Here is a 19,531-nt window from a genome sequence, read left to right as displayed (position 1 = left end):
GGACTCTGTGTTAAGTGGTGACAAAACTGACTCCCTGATGCGGCTTAGAAAAGTTCCACCTCAATGGACGCCATTATTTTCCGCGCCATGAATTTCGATGGGTCAAAAAGCCATGTTTTTTGCTGTCATTTGTACCCTTTGTCTTATTGACTTTGTGTTAAGTTTTGTTCCGAAAATCGGACAGACCGCCAATAATGAGGGTTAACATGGCAATCCAGGGGATAGAAAGCGTGGTTCAACAGCTGCAGCTTGGTGCGCTGCAGGCCAGTAACAGAACGACTGAAACTACTACGCAGGCAGATTTCGCCACGCAGATGCGCGCAGCGCTGGATAAGATCAGCGAAACGCAAAACAGCGCCCGCACGCAGGCGCAGAATTTTGAGTTAGGTAAGCCCGGCGTGGCGCTGAACGATGTGATGGTCGATCTGCAAAAATCATCTATTTCCATGCAGATGGGCGTGCAGGTGCGTAATAAGCTGGTTTCCGCTTATCAGGAAGTGATGAATATGCAGGTGTAGGTTATATAAGTCGCTGATATTAATAATTAATAATCAGCCGATCCCATAGCGTGGGGCACGGATGGGACAAAGTCAGTTCATTTTGGGTTCAACCTGATCCTTACTGTTATCTGACATCGACGCGCCGTAAACCTGATAGGCCATCTGGAAATTTGCGTGTCCTATCTGTGCGGCAACATAGTTGGGATTTGCTTCGGCTGCCAGTGACCAGCAGGCATACATGTGCCAGGACTAATAGGCTCAGCGATAACGAATTCCGGCGCGCTGAAGCGCAGATTTCAATGACTGCCCAAGAATCGACTGGATAAACCATAACCGCATTTATCTCATGCATTATGGAAGGGGGAACATTCAGACCATGTTAACTTCTAATATTACCGGAAACAGGTTAACCCTGCCTGAACCGGCAACTTAATGTCGGTTGATTATTCTCTTACCTGTATACCAGCCTGTTAATGCACCGGCTACGGATAATAACGGAGTGCCAATCAAAAAAATGGCAAAATTTTGTGACATCTGATCCTCACCGTAAATGGGGCCGACAAGATAGCCACAAATTGTTGGGAGCATGAGGATCATCAGGCCAGCTCCAGCCGCCGCCCCAGCAAGTATAAAGAGCAATAATTTTATAAAATTCGCCAAAACCGGATCTCCTTTGCATTTGAGAAACTACTCCAGACGTTCTCAATACTCAATCCCCACTGGATGCGTAAATAGCTGAGACGAGTTGTCAGCCGGGATCCGTTCCATAAATCAATGTGGTCGCCGCTGCGATTCAGGAAAGTTTCATTATTATGCCGCCAATAGTCTTTGAAAAAAATTATTCCTGTTTGATTTTTCAACGTTTTTTCGAAGTTGTCTACATTAACTTTTACTACAGGAAACACGCCTGGTATAGTTGTTCGTTCCAGGGCTTTCGCCAGTTCTTCAGCTCGTAAAATATGCCCGGCGCTTTTAGGATGATGCCAGCAGAATTTTGCATGCAATTTGGTTACATCATATCCACAGCGTGCCAGAGCAACGCCAACTCTGATAGCGCACTGATCGCTAAACGCTTTATGCCCTTGACGATCACGACACGGATATTCATCGCCCTTTATCTCCGGGTGTGCATTCCAGAGCGCGTTAAAAGTGATGCCCATTGAATTATCCTTAGCATTCTTACTGTTAAAAATACAGTGAGATAGAAGCCTATCTAACAGGCTAATATATAAACAAAAATAGTGCAGAGTAATGTATTTAAAATGAAGTCTATCTTTACAGTAAGGACTCTAAGTGGAAAACGCTGATAGTTAACCCTGGTAACCCTAAAAGGCTTGCAGTTTAGCGTTACTGGGATTGTTATAATAGGCACAGTAAAAAGCATCAGGAAACAAGCGAAGTTTTAACCCCGCCTTCTCAACGAGACTTCTTGCTGTCCGGGCTGATTCCAAAGGGATACAGTGTCCATCACAAGTTACCATTGGACGACACAGGAACAAACGATTTCTCTAATCTGGTGTTGATCAAGAATACAACCGCACATTCTGTTTTAACAACCACGCAAAATGCTATTAGCCGTGGCATGGTATCAGGAGAGCATAAAACGGTTTTATGGCCTGTTCCCAGAGGAGTAATTTACCCATGAGGAAAAAGATGAGTAGTTTAGCGTCCGCTGTAAATGAATTTAATCGGCTGGGTGAAAAGATGGGGTATGAGATCAACCCACCTTATACAGGGTCGATCCCTTCCTGTGATTTTGGGCGCGGCATTGTACAGAAGACAGCATTTTGGCAACAATATGAAAAATTGTTGCGTATCAGTAACGGTCTGTTTGCTGATGGACATACATTTTATGGTTTGACGACAGACAATAATGAACCCGGACTGATTGAATTTAATACAGTGTTAAACACACAGGGTTTTGAATTTGAAAGTATGAAAGGACGTATTGTTATTGGTGAGAATAATACGGATACACTCTATTACGATACGCTGACAGGAAAATGGGAATCCTGCGATCGTATTGGCACTGAGAATGTATGGGAATCATGCAATACTCTGGCTGAGCTGTTAGAAACTCAAATAACTATGTTGAAAGAAAGCCATCCGGATATAGCCTGAAAAGGGCTTAACCGCTTTAATACGTAAAAACTTTTTAAAACGCCTGGATCAATACTACGAAAAATGAATTAGAGAACCTTGCCATCTCGTTACGGTTTACTGCGCTGTAAAAAATAGCGAACGAGATGGCAGGCGTCATTATGATGCCAGTGAAGCGTGCCGCTCTGCCGCTATCAGGCAGTTTTGCATCAGCATGGCAATCGTCATAGGACCGACGCCGCCGGGAACCGGCGTTATCGCTCCGGCGATCGCCTGCACCGCGTTAAAATCGACGTCGCCGCAGATATGTCCGTTGCTGTCGCGGTGAATACCGACATCTACCACCACCGCGCCGGGCTTAACATAACGGCTGTCTATAGCGCGCGGTTTGCCGATAGCAACGATAAGAATATCGGCGCGCTGGCAAATTTGCGGCAGATTTTTGGTCTGCGAATGGCAGATCGTAACCGTCGCATTTTCATGCAGCAAAAGCTGAGCCACCGGTTTCCCCACGATATTGCTGCGTCCCAGCACCACGCACTCCTTGCCCGCTATCTCAATATGGCTGCGTTTTAGCAGCTCGATAATGCCTGCGGGCGTGCAGGGCAACAGCCCTGCATGATTCATCGAAAGCGCGCCGACGTTCTGCGGATGAAAACCGTCGACATCCTTGGCGGGGCTGATAGCCTGGATCACCGCCTGGGTATCGATAGATGGGGGAAGCGGCAGCTGCACCAGTATGCCATCAACATCATCGCGCCGGTTCAGGGTTTCAATATGCTCCAGCAACCCGGCCTGGCTAATCGAATCGGGCAGGGTGATCACCAGAGAACGGATGCCAACGTATTCGCAGGCGCGATGCTTATTATTAACGTAAATCGAAGAGGCAGGATCGTTACCCACCAGGATAACCGCAAGGGTAGCGTCACGCTGTTGAGCGTTCAGCTGCGCCTTTAACTCTTCTTTTATCGTTGCGGCAATCTCTTTGCCATTAAGTAAAACCGTCATTTTGCTCTCCGCTTAAAACAGCCCGCTGATCAGGCCATCCTCGTTGAGGTCGATAATATTGGCCGCGGGTGTTTTAGGCAGGCCGGGCATGGTCATGATTGATCCGGTTAACGCCACAACAAACCCGGCACCGGCAGAGACATACACTTCACGGATATTGATGCTGAAACCGGTTGGATGGCCCAGCAGCGTGGGATCGTCTGACAGGGAGTATTGCGTTTTTGCCATACAAACCGGGAAGTGGCCGAAGCCCATGCTCTCTATTTTCGTTAGCATGGTGCGGGCTGCGGCGCTCCAGGTCACGCCATCGGCACCGTAAATTTCTTTCGCAATAGTTTCTATCTTGTCGCTTAATGGCAGCGTATCCGGATAGAGCGGCTGAAAATGCGCAGTTTCATTCTCCAGGGTATTGATAACCTCTCTGGCCAGCTCAACGCCGCCCGCGCCGCCTTTTTCCCAGACCTCCGCCAGCGCAAAGCGGCATCCCCGATCCTGACAGTACTGGCGGATAAAAGCATGTTCTTTGGCGGTGTCGCTGACCCAGGCGTTGAGCGTTACCACTACAGGAACGCCATATTTTTTCAGGTTCTCAATATGTTTGCCGAGGTTAACGATGCCTTTTGCCAGCGCCTCCATATTTTCGTGCTGCCACTCATTTTTTCCGGCACCGCCGTTATATTTCAGCGCCTTGGTGGTAGCTACCAGCACGACGCAGCTGGGCCGTAAGCCGCTCATGCGGCATTTAATATCGAAGAATTTTTCCGCGCCTAAATCAGCGCCAAAACCCGCTTCGGTGACTACAATATCAGCCAGTTTCAGCCCCAGCGTAGTGGCTCTTACGCTATTGCAGCCGTGCGCAATATTGGCAAAAGGGCCGCCGTGAATAATCGCGGGGGTATTTTCCAGCGTCTGGATAAGGTTTGGATTAATCGCATCTTTAAGCAGGCTGGACATCGCGCCCACCGCCTGAAGATCGGCAGCGGTAACAGGATCGCCGCTGCGTGAGTATGCAACGATAATCCGTGCCAGCCGCTGTTTTAAATCGCTGATATCTTTAGCAAGGCAGAGGATCGCCATAATTTCAGAGGCGACGGTAATCACGAATCCGTCTTCACGTACCACGCCATCTTTCGGGCCGCCCAGCCCCACCACCATATGGCGTAGGGTACGGTCGTTCATATCCATGCAGCGCTTAAAGACGATTTTTTTAGGATCGATATCTAACGCATTGCCCTGGAAAATATGATTATCGAGCATCGCCGCCAGCAGATTATTGGCGGAGGTGATGGCATGAAAATCACCGGTAAAGTGCAGATTAAGGTCTTCCATCGGCACCACCTGGGCATAGCCGCCGCCTGCTGCACCGCCTTTCATCCCGAAGCAGGGGCCGAGGGAAGGCTCACGCAGGGCGATAACGGCGTTTTTGCCGATATGATTTAAGGCCTGTCCGAGGCCAACTGTTACCGTGGTTTTGCCTTCGCCTGCGGGAGTAGGATTAATGGCGGTCACCAGCACCAGCTTGCCATTTTTCCGATTGCTGATTTTTGACCACAGGCCGTTGCTGAATTTTGCTTTGTATTTGCCGTACAGCTCCAGATCGTCCGGATCGATACCCAGCTTCTCAGCGATAGCCTGAACGGGTAACAGATGCGCTTCATGGGCAATTTGAATATCCGATTTCATTTTTTAGTTCTCACTTTTGATGCTTATCGCAAGGTGGATCGTGTTTTATTTACGCTATAGGCGTGCATCGCGCGGTGGCGAACGCCTTTTACCGATTCTGTTATTGTGCTCATCGCTTTGCCTCCTTATCCACAGGGGAGCGTTTTTTTATGGCGCGGGTTAGGCGAATAACTACCGGTGATAATAATATGAGGGCGGTCAGATTAGGCAGTACCATCAGTCCATTAAACATATCCGCCATATTCCATACTACATCCACCTTGATGAGTGAGGCGCAAAATATAAATATGACGACAATGCACTGATAAATACGCACGGCCTTTTTATTATTAAACAGGTAGCGAATATTCATTTCGCCGTAGTAATACCAGCCGATAATAGTGGTAAACGCGAAACACAACAGCGCGAAGGAAATAAAGATGCTGCCGAACCGCCCGAAGACCCAGGAGTAGGCCATTTGCGTCAGCTCAATGCCCTGTAACCCCTGATAAACGGACATAAAGGAGGCGGCTTGTTGCCCGCCAGCATCCCACATGCTCAGGCCAGAAGTAATAATCGCCAGCGCGGTGATCGTGACGATAACTGCAACGACGAAGACCCCCATCATAGCGATAAGGCCTTGCTGCTCTTCATTTTCTACCTTTGCCAGCGCGTGCGCGTGGGGCGTGGAGCCCATGCCAGCCTCATTAGAGAAGAGGCCGCGAGCGATACCGAAACGCATCGCTTCCTGAATCGCGATACCGATACCGCCGCCGAGCACCGCCTGGGGATTAAAGGCAGCAACAAAGATGATTTTAAATGCCGGAATAATCCATTCATAGTTATAAACCAGAATGACAAAGGTACCGGCAAAATAAAGCACCGCTTTTATCGGCACAATTTTTTCGGTAAACGAGGCGATGCTGCCAATGCCACCAATAATTACAAAGGCGGTCAGCGCGGCGACGATCAAACCGCTGACCCAGAGCGGAATACTTAATGAGCCATAAAAAGCTGAGGCGATAGAGTTAGACTGCACCATATTGCCAATAAAGCCGAGCGCTAAAATAATCAATAGCGCAAAAAGTACCGCCAGCCATTTACAGTGCAATCCCTGTTCAATGTAATACGCCGGGCCGCCAACGACCTGACCTTCTTTATCCTGAGTACGGTATTTCTGTGCCAGAATCGCTTCGGCATAAATGGTTGCCATGCCCAGAAAAGAAGAGACCCACATCCAGAAAATAGCACCAGGGCCACCAGCCAGAATTGCCGTCGACGGGCCGGCTAAATTACCGGTTCCCACCTGACCAGCGATAGCGGTAGTAACGGCCTGGAATGAACTCATTCCCCGTTTATCTGCTCGTTTACCAAACAGAGAGATGTTGCCAAATAGCGATGTAATGCTCGCTTTAAAGTAACGAACCTGTACAAATCCCAGGGCAATGGTGTAATAAATACCCACACCGCAGAGCAAATAGATTAGTAGTTGGTTCCATAGCAGATCATTTACCTGATTAACAAAGTGACTCAAGATATCCATCTTGCCGATTTTCCTGTTTATTTATTAGCTATACGCTACCTGTCTTGCCGGGGCATTTTAATCGCCGCCGAATAAGAAGGTTTGGATCTATATCATCGCGTTACATCGAAACGATATCGATTGCGCAGGTTTATTTGGCAAAAGCCGGGGGTGGACACCCCCGAAAAGCTACCGTTAATCGTCTGGCGGCAGACAGCCGCAGCAGAGATGGCGATCGCCATAGACATCATCGAGCCGTTTCACCGTCGGCCAGTATTTACTGGTCGCCTGATGAGGCGCAGGAAAAACTGCCAGCTTCCGGCTATAGGGATGCGTCCACTCTTCCGTCAGCTCCTGCTGCGTATGAGGCGCATTAACCAGAGGATTGTCGAGCAGCGTCCATTCGCCGTTAGCTACGCTTTTGGCTTCATCATAGATACTGCGCATGGCGGCAATAAAGCGATCCAGCTCCTCCAGGCTCTCCGATTCTGTCGGTTCAACCATCAACGTGCCCGCTACCGGAAATGACATGGTGGGCGCGTGAAAGCCATAATCGATCAGCCGTTTTGCCACATCCATTTCGCTGATGCCGTAACGCTCTTTTAAGGGACGAATATCCAGAATACATTCGTGGGCAACATAGCCGTCCCGCCCATAATAAAGCACCGGGAACAGGTCATTAAGGCATCTGGCGATGTAATTGGCGTTGAGAATCGCCACCTGCGAGGCCCGCTTCAGCCCCTGCGATCCCATCATACGAATATACATCCAGCTTATCGGCAGGATTGAGGCGCTGCCGAACGGCGCAGCGCTGACCGCCCCCAGCCGCGTCAGCCGTTTCGCATCACTGACTACGCAATGCCCAGGAACAAAATCCGCCAGATGTGCCTTAACGCCGATCGGCCCCACGCCCGGACCGCCGCCGCCGTGCGGAATGCTGAAGGTTTTATGCAGATTAAAGTGGGAAACGTCAGCGCCGATAGTGCCCGGCGAGGTGAGGCCGACCTGCGCATTCATATTGGCACCGTCTAAATAGACCTGGCCGCCATACTGATGGACGATCTGGCATACGCGGCGAATATTTTCTTCATAAACGCCATGCGTTGATGGATAGGTGACCATCACGCAGGAGAGCGTATCTCCCGCCTGTGCCGCTTTTTTCTCCAAATCGGCGAGATCAATATTGCCGTGGCGATCGCAGCTAACCACTACAACGGTCATGCCCGCCATATGAGCGGAAGCCGGGTTGGTGCCGTGCGCGGAGGCCGGGATCAGACAGATATGGCGCTGTGGCTGCTGGCAGCTGTGCTGATAACGTCTGATGGTCAGCAGACCGGCATATTCTCCCTGTGCGCCGGAGTTGGGCTGCATACAAATGGCATCATAGCCGCTGAGGGCAATCAGCCACTGCGAGAGTTGATCGATCAATATCTGATATCCCTGAGCCTGTTCCGGCGGGCAGAATGGATGCAGCTCGCTAAACTCAGGCCAGGTTATCGGCACCATTTCTGCCGCCGCGTTGAGCTTCATGGTACAGGAGCCCAGCGGGATCATCGCCTGATTGAGCGCCAGATCCTTTTGCTCCAGCTTATGCAGATAACGCATCATTTCCGTTTCGCTGTGATAGCGCTGAAAAACGGGATGGGTGAGGATGGGCGTGTTGCGTAGCAACGCCGGTGGGAAGGGCGGTTCGCTGTTGCGTACCAGCTCGGCATCGAGTGCTTCGATATCCAGTACGGGAGCCTGACCGGTCACTACGGCGATCAGGGTAAGAATATCTTCCCTGGTGGTCGTTTCATCCAGCGAAATACCGATGGCGTCTGGCAGGTCGCTACGCAGGTTAATCTGCTGCCTCTGAGCGCGTTTCAGGATCGCCGTTTTATCTTGTACCTGAAGGGTTAAGGTATCAAACCAGCACTGATGGCGCAGGGAGATGCCTGCCTGTCGCAGCCCGATTGCCAGCAGCGTGGTAAGCCGATGGATACGCCGGGCGATACGCGAAAGCCCCTGTGGGCCATGATAAACGGCATACATGCCTGCAATAACGGCCAGCAGCACCTGCGAAGTACAGATATTGGAGTTTGCTTTCTCCCGGCGAATATGCTGCTCACGCGTTTGCATCGCCATGCGCAGGGCCGGGTGACCGGCAGCATCTCTGGAGACGCCAATAATGCGTCCCGGCATGGCGCGCTTATACTCATCACGACAGGCAAAAAACGCGGCGTGCGGGCCACCGTAGCCCATGGGAACGCCGAGACGCTGAGCAGATCCCAGCACGATATCTGCGCCCAGCTCGCCTGGCGACTTCAGTAGCACCAGCGCCAGCGGATCGGCGCAGACGCAGGTAATAATCTGCCGCTGTTTCAGAGTGGCGATCGCCGCGTCGAGCCGATAAACGTTGCCTTCACTGCCGATCAAAGGAAGCAGGGCACCGAACAGCGCGTCGTGATCGACGGCGTGAGAAAGCTCATCGACAACAATTTCAAATCCCAGCGTTTCCGCGCGCGTTTTCACCACGTCCACAATTTGCGGATGTACATCGCGGCAGACAAAAAAACGGTGAGCGGTTTTATCGTTGCAGACCCGGTACGCCATCGCCATCGCTTCGGCGGCGGCAGTGGCTTCATCCAGCAGCGAAGCGGAGGCCAGCGGCAATCCGGTTAGATCGATAATCAGCTGCTGAAAGTTTAATAATGCTTCCAGGCGTCCCTGTGATACCTCCGGCTGATAGGGCGTATAGGCGGTATACCAGCCGGGATTTTCCAGCAGGTTACGCCGGATAACCTCCGGCATCAGCGTGCCGTAATAGCCCATGCCGATAAAGGATTTGTAGCGTTGATTCCGGCTGGCGATAGCTTTCAGCTCGTTTAAGGCTTCATGCTCCTGCAAACCTTCGCCAACATGAGGAGCAGAGCGTAACGCTATATCCGCAGGCACAATGTTCCGGGTCAGCTCATCCAGCGTCGTGACGCCCAGAGTGTTCAACATGGCTGATATTTGTGCGTCAGAAGGACCAATATGGCGACGGACAAACGCATGACGATATTCAAGTTGTTTTAATGTTTCTGTCATTGTGAATAGCTCCTTATTGATGCCAACCCTATTGCGATATATCACGAGACTCCGTGTGGCGAGATTAGTCGGCAATCAGAGAGTGATAATCTTCTGCGCACAACAGCCCGGCGGTCGGGTCCGGCTGGTCGCTTTTTATTAAAAAAATCCAGCCCTCTTCATAGGGTGAGCTATTCACTAATTCGGGCGTGTCATCAAGCAGACTATTTACCTCGACGATTTCACCGTCGATCGGACTATAAATATCAGAAACGGCCTTAACGGATTCTACCGTCGCGCACTCTTCACCGGTCTGATAGCATTTCTCTTCCGGCGGTAAATCGATAAAAACCACATCGCCCAATAGCGATTGCGCATGTTCTGTAATGCCTACACGGAACAGGCCATCACCTTCGTCCTTTACCCATTCATGGGAATCGGTATATTTCAGATCGGCGGGTATATTCATTATTTCTTCTCTCCTGTTGTTATTTCAGGGAACAACTTTCCGTTGTCTCTTCCTTTTTTCAGACTGGGCAGAGCTATATTTGTTGAGCATTAATCAATGACGCTTTTCCCATTACGTACAAACAGCGGTTTTACAATGCGAACGGCATGAGGTTTTCCGCGCAGCGTTACGCTTGCCTCATCGCTAATATTTACCGGCAGCCGGGCAAGGGCGATACTGCAATTCAGCGTGGGCGAGAACGAACCGCTGGTAATGGTGCCGTAGCAGGTTTCTCCCTCAAGGCTGCGGCACGTTACGGAAAGCTGGTTGCGTAATATGCCTTTATCCTGCATAACCAGGCCGACCAGCTGCTCCTGAATGGCATGGCGCTGTTTTTCTAACGCCTGCCTGCCGATAAAATCACGCTGCGGTGGCTCCCAGCCGATGGTCCAGCCCATATTCGCCACCAGCGGCGAGGTCTGCTCATCCATCTCCTGCCCGTAGAGATTCATGCCAGCTTCCAGGCGCAGCGTATCGCGAGCGCCGAGACCGCAGGGCGTGACGCCCGCATCCAGCAGTGCCTGCCAGAAGGTTGCCGCCAACGTTGAGGGCAGCGCGATCTCATAACCTTGCTCGCCGGTATAACCCGTTGTGGCGATAAACAGCTGCCCGGTCTGTTTACCAAAAAAGGGTTTCATTCCGGCAATATCGTTCTGTTGGGCAGAGGTCAGCAGCCGGGAGACTTTCTGCTGCGCCTGAGGCCCCTGAACGGCAATCAGCGACAGGTCATCGCGTGGTTGAATGTCAACCTGATACCGGGAAGCGTGTTGCTTAATCCAGGCGAGATCTTTCTCGCGCGTAGCCGAATTGACCACCATGCGATAGTGTTGCTGGCTGAAAAAATAGACGATCAAATCGTCTATTACGCCGCCCTCGTGGTTAAGCATGGCGCTATATAAAGCTTTACCTGGCGAAGTTAATTTATCGATATTATTAGCCAGCAGGTAACGCAATAATTGATACGATTTAGCACCATGAATATCTATTACGGTCATATGCGAAACATCAAACATTCCCGCATCGTTACGAACGGCATGATGTTCGTGAATTTGCGAGCCGTAATGCAGCGGCATCAGCCAACCGTGAAAATCCACCATGTGGGCATGACATTTTTCATGCAGGGCACACAGCGCCGTCGTTTTTAAGTTTTGATTATTCATTTCTTTAATCTTCCCATTAGCGCCGTGCGCCTTAAGTGAAAACAAAAGCATCCGTCATTTAACAGAAATGAGTGCCGATGATTATGTTGACGGACTAATAATAAATATGTGCAAGCGATCACAATAATATCTATTTCTGGTTGGACCGCAGTAATAACTCCTTGTGACAGGGTGGGTTTTTATCTGGTTTAATTAATCTATCCTGCTGTTTTTTAAAGTGAATGCTTTCATTTTTCGTAGCGAACAGATAATTATTTTGTATAAGTCGGACGCGTTGTTAAAAAACGATGGGCTTTATTTTAAAACGCGATATTCTCTGAGGCTTAATTTCTGCTGGCTGATTCGTTTCATTTATTTGACGCCGCGTTAACCCGATAAGGGAACAAAAAGGTATTAATTTGCTGACCGGCAGTGATTTATTTTATCGGAACTGCATGAATCCGTTCAGTTAATATTGATTAGAGCGTCGGGCAGCAGAAAGTCGATATTTAACTGGCACAGGAAGCCTCACTTTTACTGCCGCGCACGTTGTCAGGCTGCATTTCGCTGGAAGGCGATCGTTATTTTCACGCATAAATTTATTTCCATAAAATAATCTTGATTTTTTATGGTGGCAGAAGGAAATTATTCTCTGTCGGCGAGGCCCGTACCAACAAGGGTGCTTAACTATTTCTGATACTTTTTATCAAAGGAAATGTGATGAACGGAAAAATCAGACCGCTGAATGCTGAAGAGCTGAAACGTATTGCTGGTGGCAGAATCTGGCGCGATCCATCATTTGATGCGCTCAAAAAAATCAGGGATGCGATGCAAAAAATAAAAACGAGGCGTTAGTATTATCCCCCTTAAACAGAAGCCGGATAGCTTAGATCTGGCGGTTTTAGCTGCTGATGGTGTTTATCATACTGATGCAGAACACAGGTTTGTCTGTCAGAAAAATCCAATAGTTAGCGTGTTAATGATGATCAAAGCAGTAAGTTCATCAGAAAAAGCGTTAATGCTTTTTGGTATACTTCTCTGCCGGTATCCATTCTGATTTAAGGAGCAGCGATGAACAAAGGTTATCTGGCCACGGCAATGGCGGCGGCATTTATGCTGGCTGGCTGTAACACCACCGGGCCGCTACCGGGAAATGAAAAAGCGCAAAAAACCCAGGTTACCTATCAGTGCAGCGATGGAGAACAGCTGGCGGCAACTTACTACAATGGCGAGCCTAACCGGCTGGCGATAGTGAAAAAGGGCAATCAGCCCGCGCTGGTGATGGTCAACGTGGTGGCTGGCAGCGGTGCAAAATATGTTGGCAATATTTATGAGTGGTGGACAAAAGGCGACAGCGGTAACTTTACTCAGCTGATGGATAACACCATTACCGAGTGCCGTTCGCACGGTTAACGGCTGAGCGTTATCGGGTTTTTCAGGCGGATGCGGCTGTTTTCGGCACCATCTGCCTGATTAGCTTTTTTTGGGCAAACACCCGTCTGTGGCCCTTTTTGCCGTATCAGTATGCGCCTTTATTCTTTTGTCTTTTTCCTTACTGACGGTTCTTTACTCGTGGCGTATTGATAATCGTGGCTTTACTGTTTTTCCGGGGCAGGTTTAGCCAGGCAGTTAGACGTTTCTTTACATTTCGTTGCGTAGCGCCTGAAAAAATCCTTTTTATTTTGCCTGGTTAGCATAGTAAAAGATTTAAAAATAAAGCTTGCGCCGGGCCGGGTTACATGAGTAAATAGCGCATCGGTTTGGTAGACAGACCTTATGAAAGCAGTTTTAGTAAAGCAGTCCTCATTTAAAGCGTTATCTCAGATACCCCTTCTTCGTGAGCCTCTTCTAAGTGCCCAATAAGTATTCTCTGCAATACAGACCTGTACGCCACAATAGCTGGCTCATCCATTAAGAAGGAAGTATCAATGTCTAATAAAATGACTGGTTTAGTAAAATGGTTCAACGCTGAAAAAGGCTTTGGCTTTATCTCTCCGGAAGACGGCAGCAAAGATGTATTCGTACACTTCTCCGCTATCCAGAGCAACGATTTCAAAACCCTTGATGAAGGCCAGAAAGTTTCTTTCTCCGTTGAAAACGGCGCGAAAGGCCCTTCAGCAACTAACGTTGTTGCGCTGTAAGTTTCACTGATTCTGTTCGGCTTTCCAACAGCGATGACGGTAGTAACCTGAGCGGTGAAGGCGAGACAGAATGTGATGACTGCGTAATGCAGCGGGCGGCTAAAGTAGCTTCCCGCATAAAAAGCCCACTTCGGTGGGCTTTTTTGCGTCTGGAGGAAAGCCGGAAAGATTAACTGTGACGATAACGGCAAGTGTTAGCTTTACTTCAGGGGAGGCGCTGGCCGCTGCCTATACTGTTTAAACCCTTGTCGGGTTAGTGGAGGTAAATATGTCAGAGCGCCCTGATGCAATCGATCCGCTGGAAGATGATGAGTCTGTACCGCAAACGCCTGATGACAGCATCGATGATGATGATATTGCCGACGATGATGATATGGCATATGACGACGATGAAGATGTCGTAGATGACGATGATATCGCGGACGATGAAGATATCGCCGATGAGGATGGTGTCGATCTGGATGAGGACGACGAAGACGCCGGCACGGTCATTTAAACTAAAAAACCGCCCCGAAGGGCGGTTTTTTTGTGGCGAGTGCTTATTCCGCTACCAGCCACATATCCGCTTCGTCAAACATCTCCTCAACGATGCGGATAATAATTGATTTGTCGCTTTTGCTGGCATCGCTTTCAATCGCGTTGCGCTGCATCGCTTTAGCCTTAACCTCGGCGTCCGGGAAGGTGCGGTGAATACGTTTTTGCAACTCCTCCAGGATCATTTCATGCGCGCCAGGCAGACCGGCAACATTGCGCTTGTCATAAATCAGTTCAACAAACATAGGTAGCAATCCTCTTGATTCCGCACCGCTTGAAGCGCCACTCATCATACTGGATAGGTAAACAGTATCAAGCGCAATTTTAACCGCCAGCGGGAAATTTCTTCGCACGGAGATGGTGCAAAAGGCCCCGGTAAACGCTTCGCCTACAGCTGGTTTTTCTGACAGAACGCTTCCCACGTCATGCCGAGCGCGGCGGCATGCTCCTTGAGATAGGCTTCAATCGCCTGCATCGCCACTTCTTTATCAGGCTCAGCCAGCTGAATAGAGAACAAAATCGCATCCTGATTTTTAGCGCGCAGGAACGCGGCGTAGAGGCGATCGGCCTGCATATCGCGATACTGCGCCAGCGTCATATTAAAGCTGTCCGCTTCCTCCTGTTTCAGCTCGTCAAGCGCCGCCTGAAAATCGGGATGGGCGGAAAGAAACATGGAACGGGCAATGGCGTAATATTCCTGAGGCGTTTTCATGAAGGTAACCTGTCGATAGAGATGCGCTAAGTGTAACCTGAGCCAGACCCGCTGTCAGGAAAGGGGCGTGCAATCGCGGGAATGTTATCCATTTTGCGTGCCTTGCCGCGAAAAGCTCTGCAACATACTATCGGTGGCGTAAGTCTCTTGCGTGTGCCTGGGGAAAATTATAACGTAGCCGCCATCGAAAGAAGGTTAGGGAGCCAGGATGAAAAAGTGGATGCTGTTGGGCGCGCTGGCGCTGACGGGTTGTGCGCAGATTACTCAATACCAGCAGGCGGTAAAAACCCCGGCGCCAGCCAACCTGCAGGGTTACTGGCAAACCAGCGGGCCGCAAAGCGGGCTGGTCAGTGACCAGGCGATTGGCAGCCTGATTATCTCTGCGGAAGGCGATACGCTGGACTGTCGCCAGTGGCAGCGGGTGATCGCTAAACCTGGCAAACTGACGCTGCTGAGCGGGCAGTATGTCAACGTCAATAAACAGCTGCGTGTGATGCCGCTGGAGCTGGAAGGCGACGTGCTGCATTACGACAAGCTGAAGCTGAAAAAAGTGGCGCGGCCAACGCTGGAATGTCAGCAGGCGCTGGAAGCGGTTAGCGCTCAGCCGGATGCGGTGGTCATCCAGAATATCCAGCCGCAGCTGATGCGTGCCGTTTTTGCCGATCCGTCTGCGCCGCAACCGGTGCAACAGCCGGAGCCAACGGCGCAGCAGCCTGCCTCGCAACCCTGATGCACTTTATGACGCGTCATTCGGCGCGTCATGACTGCCTGCCGGTCAAACTGGTTCTTATTGCGTGTCGATCACCCAAACGCTGACGCTGCCAGCGTTACAGCGGAACTGAGCGCTGCCCAGGGCATCCATGGTGATGCTTTCCTGACGGTGGCCCAGATCGTCGCGCCAGACCGTTCCGGCAAACGCTTCCCCCAGGGTGATGCGCTTTTCGCCATCGCTGCCGTTTGACAGAACCACCACGCAGCCCGGATGGTCCGCGGTGCCACGGCGGCTGAAGGCAATGCAGTTCGCGCTATCGAAATAGTCGGTCTGAATGCCGTGCGCATAGCGCTGTCGCGCGCGGATCAACGCCTCCAGCTCATCAACAACGGGCATCTCGATAGTGCAATACTCGCCGTCTGCGCCTTCATCCTGATAGCTGGCACCAAACAGATCGGGATAGAAAATTGTCGGCACGCCCTGTTCACGCAGCAGGATCAGCGCGTAGGCCAGCGGCTTAAACCACGAATCAACCGGTGCCTCCAGCGACTGCAACGGCTGTGTATCATGATTGGCTACCAGCGTGGCCGCATGAGCGGGTGCCCGCGCCGTTAGCGTGTCGCTGAACAGCGTGCGTAAATCAAAATCCGCGCCCAGCTGCGAGGCCTGATGAAATTTCATCTGTAGCGGTGCGTCAAACAGCAGCGCCTTGCCTGCCAGCCGATCGAGGTAACGCAGCAGCGTCTCTACATCATGTGACCAGTATTCCGCCACGATAAACATCGGCTGTGATGCCGTGGCCTGTACATGCTCGATCCACTGCTTGCAGAACCACGCCGGAATATGCTTCACCGCGTCAAGGCGAAAACCGGTGCAGGGCAGCGTTTCCATCAGCCAGCGCGCCCAGTACTTAAGTTCCTCACTCACCGCACGGTTACGGAAATCGATATTCGCCCCCATCAGATAATCGAAGTTGCCCCGTTCGTCGTCAACCTGGTCGTTCCAGCCATCGCCGCCGTAATCATTTTCGATTTTAAAGATGCCGCTTTCATCAGGGTTTTCGATATGGTCGATGCCGCTGAAGCAATGATAGTCCCAGATAAAGCGCGAATACTTGCCTTCTCTTGCCGGAAAGGTAAAGCGTGTCCAGGCCTCCGCTGAGATAATTTCTTCATCAATTTCGTCGCGATTATCGGGATTAACCCGCCTGACGCTGATGCGCTCTTTCTCATCGGCACCCATTTTATGATTCAGCACCACATCTATCAGGACATCGATCCGGTGTTGGCGCAGCGTCTCTACCGCCCGCAGTAGCTGAGCCTTATCGCCATATTTGGTAGCGCACGTGCCTTTTTGCACAAATTCGCCCAGATCGAACAGATCGTAGGGATCATAGCCAACGGAGTAGCCGCCGGACTCCCCTTTATAGCAGGGCGGTAGCCAGACGGAGGTAATGCCGATTCCCGCCAGCCAGGCGGCGCGCTCCGCAACTTCCGGCCACAGGCGACCGCCATCGGGATAATACCAGTGGAAAAACTGTAACAGCGTAGGGTTGCGCATATCCTTGCTCCATATTCGCGTTTGCCATCAAGTATGGTCGAGCGTTAGCGGAGCGGACGGAGAAACGGAAATTTTCCGCTTCTCCGCTCAGGTTACGTTAGTCAGAGATCGCCAGGGGAAAGGAGAGTGCCGGAAAGACGCCCGTAGGCAGAGGTGATATTTTTTTGCTGGTTGCCCTGGCTGACCAGCGCGCGTAGCTCATCCATACGGTTGGCGAGCAGGGTTTTCACCTGGGTTTCGTTATCCAGCAGCTGGCGCAGCAGCGGACGGATCTGTGCCTGTACCGCTGCGGGCAGCGTTGCGCCATCCACCGCCTGGGTTACGCTCTCCACCGCCTGCAAATAGCTGACTTCCTGGCCTATCAGGGCATCCCACTGGCCCTGTTGCGCCAGCGAGAGCAGGGTATTACTGAGCATCAGTAGCTGCTGATAGCCGCGTAACAGATCAAGATGGGCAGTCATTAGCGCACATCCTGAGCGGCGTGCGGGCCGATCTCTTTCCAGGCGTCGGCGATATTGCTCAGCAGTCTCTCTACTTCTTCAATTGCGGCGGCGTCATTATGCAGATTGGCATGCAGCAGACGCCGCGTCATATACTCATACAGATCGTCAAGGTTGGCGGCAATATCGCCGCCCGCCTCGTGGTTCAGCCCGGCGCGCAGGCCGTTGGTGATAATATTAATCGCCTTCGACAGCGCCTGGCCTTTGCCGGGAATATCACCCTGTGCCATCAAAATGGTCGCTTTTTTCATCGCGCTTAATGCGCCATCAAACAGCAGTACCACCAGCTGATGCGGGCTGGCACTCATCACGGCACTTTCAACACTGACCTGTGCGTAGGCCTGAATTCCCGATTTTGCGTACATAATGACTCCTTGAATTAGCTCATCGCTGAGAATTGCTGCGTCAGATAGTTCCCCGTTTGCGTCAGCGAGGAAACCAGCGAGCTTAAGCTGGTGAACTGGCTTTTATAGCGCGCCATGGTGGCTTCGATCTGGGTGTTTGTCCGATCGTACTGATCGGAGAGACGTTTCAGCGAGGTGTTAATGCCATCTTCCGCCCGCTGGATCGCACCGTCTGAGTCCAGCATCGAATCGAGCAGGTTGCTGGCCTGGGTAGCAAAGCCGGTGGTCTTGCCGTCGCCGGAGAGAAAAGTAGTAACGCTGGCCGATTTTTCATTCAGCGCTTTGTTCAGTTTATCGCTGTCCACCGTCAGCTTGCCGTTGAGATCCTGGGTGACGCCGATCTGCGACAGCAGCGAAAATTCACCGCCCGACTGCGAACTGGAGAGCACTGAACGCAGGCGCGTCTGAATATTGCGCAGCGTGCCGTCGCCCAGCAGATCGCCGTTGCTGCTGTCCTGGGCATCCGCTCCCTGCTCAACGGCGGTATATTTGGTCTGGTTGCCGATGGTGGTTTGCAGCGAGTTATAGGCATCTACGTAGGCCTGCACTGCGGCGATCATCGGCTGGTTATCTTTGGCTACCGTCAGGGTTTCCGGGCTGCCGACGTTGGTTTTGCTCAGCGTCAGGGTAACGCCTTCCGGCGCGTCGGTAATGGTGTTGCTGCTGCGGGTGATCGCCACGCCGTTGATGGTCAATTCGGCGTCGGCGGCGGCAACCTGCTCGGACATACCGTTAGCGGAGGCGCTTTTGTCGTAACTGATATATTGCGCCAGCGCGCTGTCGTCGGTAGCGATTGTCATGGCGTTGGCGGTGCCGGTATCACGAGCGGTCAGCGACAGGTAATACGTATTGTCATCAGATTTGATGATGCTGGCGGTGACGCTGCCCTGCTGTTTGTTAATCGCATCGCGGATATCCGACAGGCTGGTTTGATCCTTGCTCAGCGTGACGGTCATCGGCGTTTTCTGGCCGCTCTGTGTAATGGTAATGGTGCGCGTGGCCAGCGAACTGTCGCCCAGATCGCTGTCTTTGCTACTGGCCGCTTTCGACAGTAGCGACTGCGCCTGCGCCAGCTTGCCAACTTCAACCGAATAGTTGCCTGCGGTGGCATCATTCGCCAGTACGGCGCTGAAGGCGGTATTGGTGCTGGTGACCTTGCTGGCGGCGATTTTCGAGGTATCTTTCAGTGCATCGGCGGCGGTTTGCAGTTTTTCCAGCGAAGTTTGCACGATGCCCCACGCGGTCAGCTTTGCCTTATAGGAGCTTTGCTGCGTAGTGATCGGGGTCAGGCGCGTTTTTTCAGACGTCTCAAGGCTATCATACAAGGTTTGCAGGTTGGTGAGACTGGTACCCGCACCGAGAGAGCTAATACTTGCCATTTTTTAATCCTTCGTTGGTTGACTATCACTGGGGTGGGTATCGGCAGCGTTCGGCAAAAGATTAGCGCGAGTGTGAAAAATCTATGTGCGGATAAAAAG

At 51.4% G+C, this 19,531-nt stretch carries 21 protein-coding genes; 7 read left to right on the top strand and 14 right to left on the bottom strand.

All coding sequences use genetic code 11. From position 1 onward, the window contains the following. Positions 1–206: 206 nt before the first annotated feature. Entirely contained in the window at positions 207–518 is a 312-nt protein-coding gene (gene fliE, locus C7M51_RS08815; RefSeq protein WP_160621451.1) for a flagellar hook-basal body complex protein FliE, read from the top strand. Positions 519–929: 411 nt separating this feature from the next. On the opposite strand, the gene C7M51_RS08810 is transcribed toward fliE, so the two are convergent. Next, complete coding sequence (locus C7M51_RS08810) at positions 930–1,160, bottom strand: hypothetical protein (RefSeq protein ID WP_160621450.1); 231 nt, start codon at positions 1,158–1,160, stop codon at positions 930–932. Beyond that, a complete protein-coding gene (locus C7M51_RS08805) occupies positions 1,145–1,660 on the bottom strand; it encodes a type VI secretion system amidase effector protein Tae4 (RefSeq protein ID WP_160621449.1) in 516 nt (171 codons plus the stop codon). The genes C7M51_RS08810 and C7M51_RS08805 overlap by 16 nt, the downstream gene beginning before the upstream one ends. Before the next feature lie 493 nt (positions 1,661–2,153). On the opposite strand from C7M51_RS08805, the gene C7M51_RS08800 reads away from it, so the two are divergent. Beyond that, the gene (locus C7M51_RS08800) at positions 2,154–2,621 is read left to right on the top strand and encodes a YrhA family protein (protein ID WP_167522365.1); all 468 of its coding nucleotides are present in this window, start codon (positions 2,154–2,156) and stop codon (positions 2,619–2,621) included. Positions 2,622–2,759: 138 nt separating this feature from the next. Here the strand turns inward: C7M51_RS08800 and folD are convergent, their stop codons facing one another. The 6 genes from folD to gcvT form a co-directional block, all read right to left on the bottom strand. Next, positions 2,760–3,608 (bottom strand): bifunctional methylenetetrahydrofolate dehydrogenase/methenyltetrahydrofolate cyclohydrolase FolD, encoded by an 849-nt coding sequence (gene folD, locus C7M51_RS08795; RefSeq protein ID WP_160621448.1) that lies wholly within the window; start codon positions 3,606–3,608, stop codon positions 2,760–2,762. 12 nt (positions 3,609–3,620) lie between these two features. Beyond that, positions 3,621–5,291, bottom strand: a complete 1,671-nt coding sequence (locus tag C7M51_RS08790; protein ID WP_160621447.1) for a formate--tetrahydrofolate ligase — start codon at positions 5,289–5,291, stop codon at positions 3,621–3,623. 109 nt (positions 5,292–5,400) lie between these two features. Further along, the gene (locus tag C7M51_RS08785) at positions 5,401–6,813 is read right to left on the bottom strand and encodes an alanine/glycine:cation symporter family protein (protein WP_160621446.1); all 1,413 of its coding nucleotides are present in this window, start codon (positions 6,811–6,813) and stop codon (positions 5,401–5,403) included. A gap of 174 nt (positions 6,814–6,987) precedes the next feature. Next, positions 6,988–9,864, bottom strand: coding sequence for an aminomethyl-transferring glycine dehydrogenase (gcvP, locus tag C7M51_RS08780; protein ID WP_160621445.1), 2,877 nt, complete (start codon positions 9,862–9,864; stop codon positions 6,988–6,990). Positions 9,865–9,928: 64 nt separating this feature from the next. Then, complete coding sequence (gcvH, locus tag C7M51_RS08775; protein WP_425280996.1) at positions 9,929–10,312, bottom strand: glycine cleavage system protein GcvH; 384 nt, start codon at positions 10,310–10,312, stop codon at positions 9,929–9,931. 89 nt (positions 10,313–10,401) lie between these two features. Beyond that, positions 10,402–11,511: a glycine cleavage system aminomethyltransferase GcvT gene (gcvT, locus tag C7M51_RS08770; protein WP_160621444.1), complete on the bottom strand. Its 1,110-nt coding sequence runs from the start codon at positions 11,509–11,511 to the stop codon at positions 10,402–10,404. 699 nt (positions 11,512–12,210) lie between these two features. On the opposite strand from gcvT, the gene C7M51_RS22605 reads away from it, so the two are divergent. The 4 genes from C7M51_RS22605 to C7M51_RS08755 all read left to right on the top strand — a co-directional run bounded on the left by C7M51_RS22605 (position 12,211) and on the right by C7M51_RS08755 (position 14,127). Continuing rightward, the gene (locus tag C7M51_RS22605; RefSeq protein WP_280116113.1) at positions 12,211–12,345 is read left to right on the top strand and encodes a hypothetical protein; all 135 of its coding nucleotides are present in this window, start codon (positions 12,211–12,213) and stop codon (positions 12,343–12,345) included. 216 nt (positions 12,346–12,561) lie between these two features. Then, on the top strand, positions 12,562–12,903 hold the full coding sequence (locus tag C7M51_RS08765; RefSeq protein WP_160621443.1) for an MliC family protein: 342 nt from the start codon (positions 12,562–12,564) through the stop codon (positions 12,901–12,903). 515 nt (positions 12,904–13,418) lie between these two features. Further along, a complete protein-coding gene (gene cspE, locus C7M51_RS08760; RefSeq protein WP_141177924.1) occupies positions 13,419–13,631 on the top strand; it encodes a transcription antiterminator/RNA stability regulator CspE in 213 nt (70 codons plus the stop codon). A 268-nt stretch (positions 13,632–13,899) separates the two neighbouring features. Then, on the top strand, positions 13,900–14,127 hold the full coding sequence (locus C7M51_RS08755; protein WP_160621442.1) for a hypothetical protein: 228 nt from the start codon (positions 13,900–13,902) through the stop codon (positions 14,125–14,127). Positions 14,128–14,170: 43 nt separating this feature from the next. On the opposite strand, the gene C7M51_RS08750 is transcribed toward C7M51_RS08755, so the two are convergent. Together C7M51_RS08750 and C7M51_RS08745 are read right to left on the bottom strand one after the other, a co-directional pair. Then, complete coding sequence (locus C7M51_RS08750) at positions 14,171–14,410, bottom strand: DinI-like family protein (protein ID WP_141177922.1); 240 nt, start codon at positions 14,408–14,410, stop codon at positions 14,171–14,173. A gap of 143 nt (positions 14,411–14,553) precedes the next feature. Next, a complete protein-coding gene (locus tag C7M51_RS08745; RefSeq protein ID WP_160621441.1) occupies positions 14,554–14,877 on the bottom strand; it encodes a DUF6388 family protein in 324 nt (107 codons plus the stop codon). Between the two features lie 208 nt (positions 14,878–15,085). On the opposite strand from C7M51_RS08745, the gene yedD reads away from it, so the two are divergent. Beyond that, positions 15,086–15,607, top strand: a complete 522-nt coding sequence (yedD, locus tag C7M51_RS08740; RefSeq protein WP_160621440.1) for a lipoprotein YedD — start codon at positions 15,086–15,088, stop codon at positions 15,605–15,607. Between the two features lie 57 nt (positions 15,608–15,664). Here the strand turns inward: yedD and amyA are convergent, their stop codons facing one another. From amyA to fliD, 4 genes are all read right to left on the bottom strand, one after another. Beyond that, the gene (amyA, locus tag C7M51_RS08735; RefSeq protein WP_160621439.1) at positions 15,665–17,149 is read right to left on the bottom strand and encodes an alpha-amylase; all 1,485 of its coding nucleotides are present in this window, start codon (positions 17,147–17,149) and stop codon (positions 15,665–15,667) included. 101 nt (positions 17,150–17,250) lie between these two features. Beyond that, on the bottom strand, positions 17,251–17,610 hold the full coding sequence (gene fliT, locus C7M51_RS08730) for a flagella biosynthesis regulatory protein FliT (RefSeq protein ID WP_160621438.1): 360 nt from the start codon (positions 17,608–17,610) through the stop codon (positions 17,251–17,253). Then, the gene (fliS, locus tag C7M51_RS08725) at positions 17,610–18,014 is read right to left on the bottom strand and encodes a flagellar export chaperone FliS (protein ID WP_160621437.1); all 405 of its coding nucleotides are present in this window, start codon (positions 18,012–18,014) and stop codon (positions 17,610–17,612) included. Before fliS ends, fliT begins: the two co-directional genes overlap by 1 nt. Before the next feature lie 14 nt (positions 18,015–18,028). After that, a complete protein-coding gene (gene fliD, locus C7M51_RS08720; protein WP_160621436.1) occupies positions 18,029–19,432 on the bottom strand; it encodes a flagellar filament capping protein FliD in 1,404 nt (467 codons plus the stop codon). Between the last annotated feature and the right edge of the window lie 99 nt (positions 19,433–19,531).

Source organism: Mixta intestinalis (assembly GCF_009914055.1).
GTDB lineage: Bacteria > Pseudomonadota > Gammaproteobacteria > Enterobacterales > Enterobacteriaceae > Mixta > Mixta intestinalis.
Note: the sequence above shows the minus strand (reverse complement) of the source record. Positions and strands in the feature narration are given on the sequence as shown.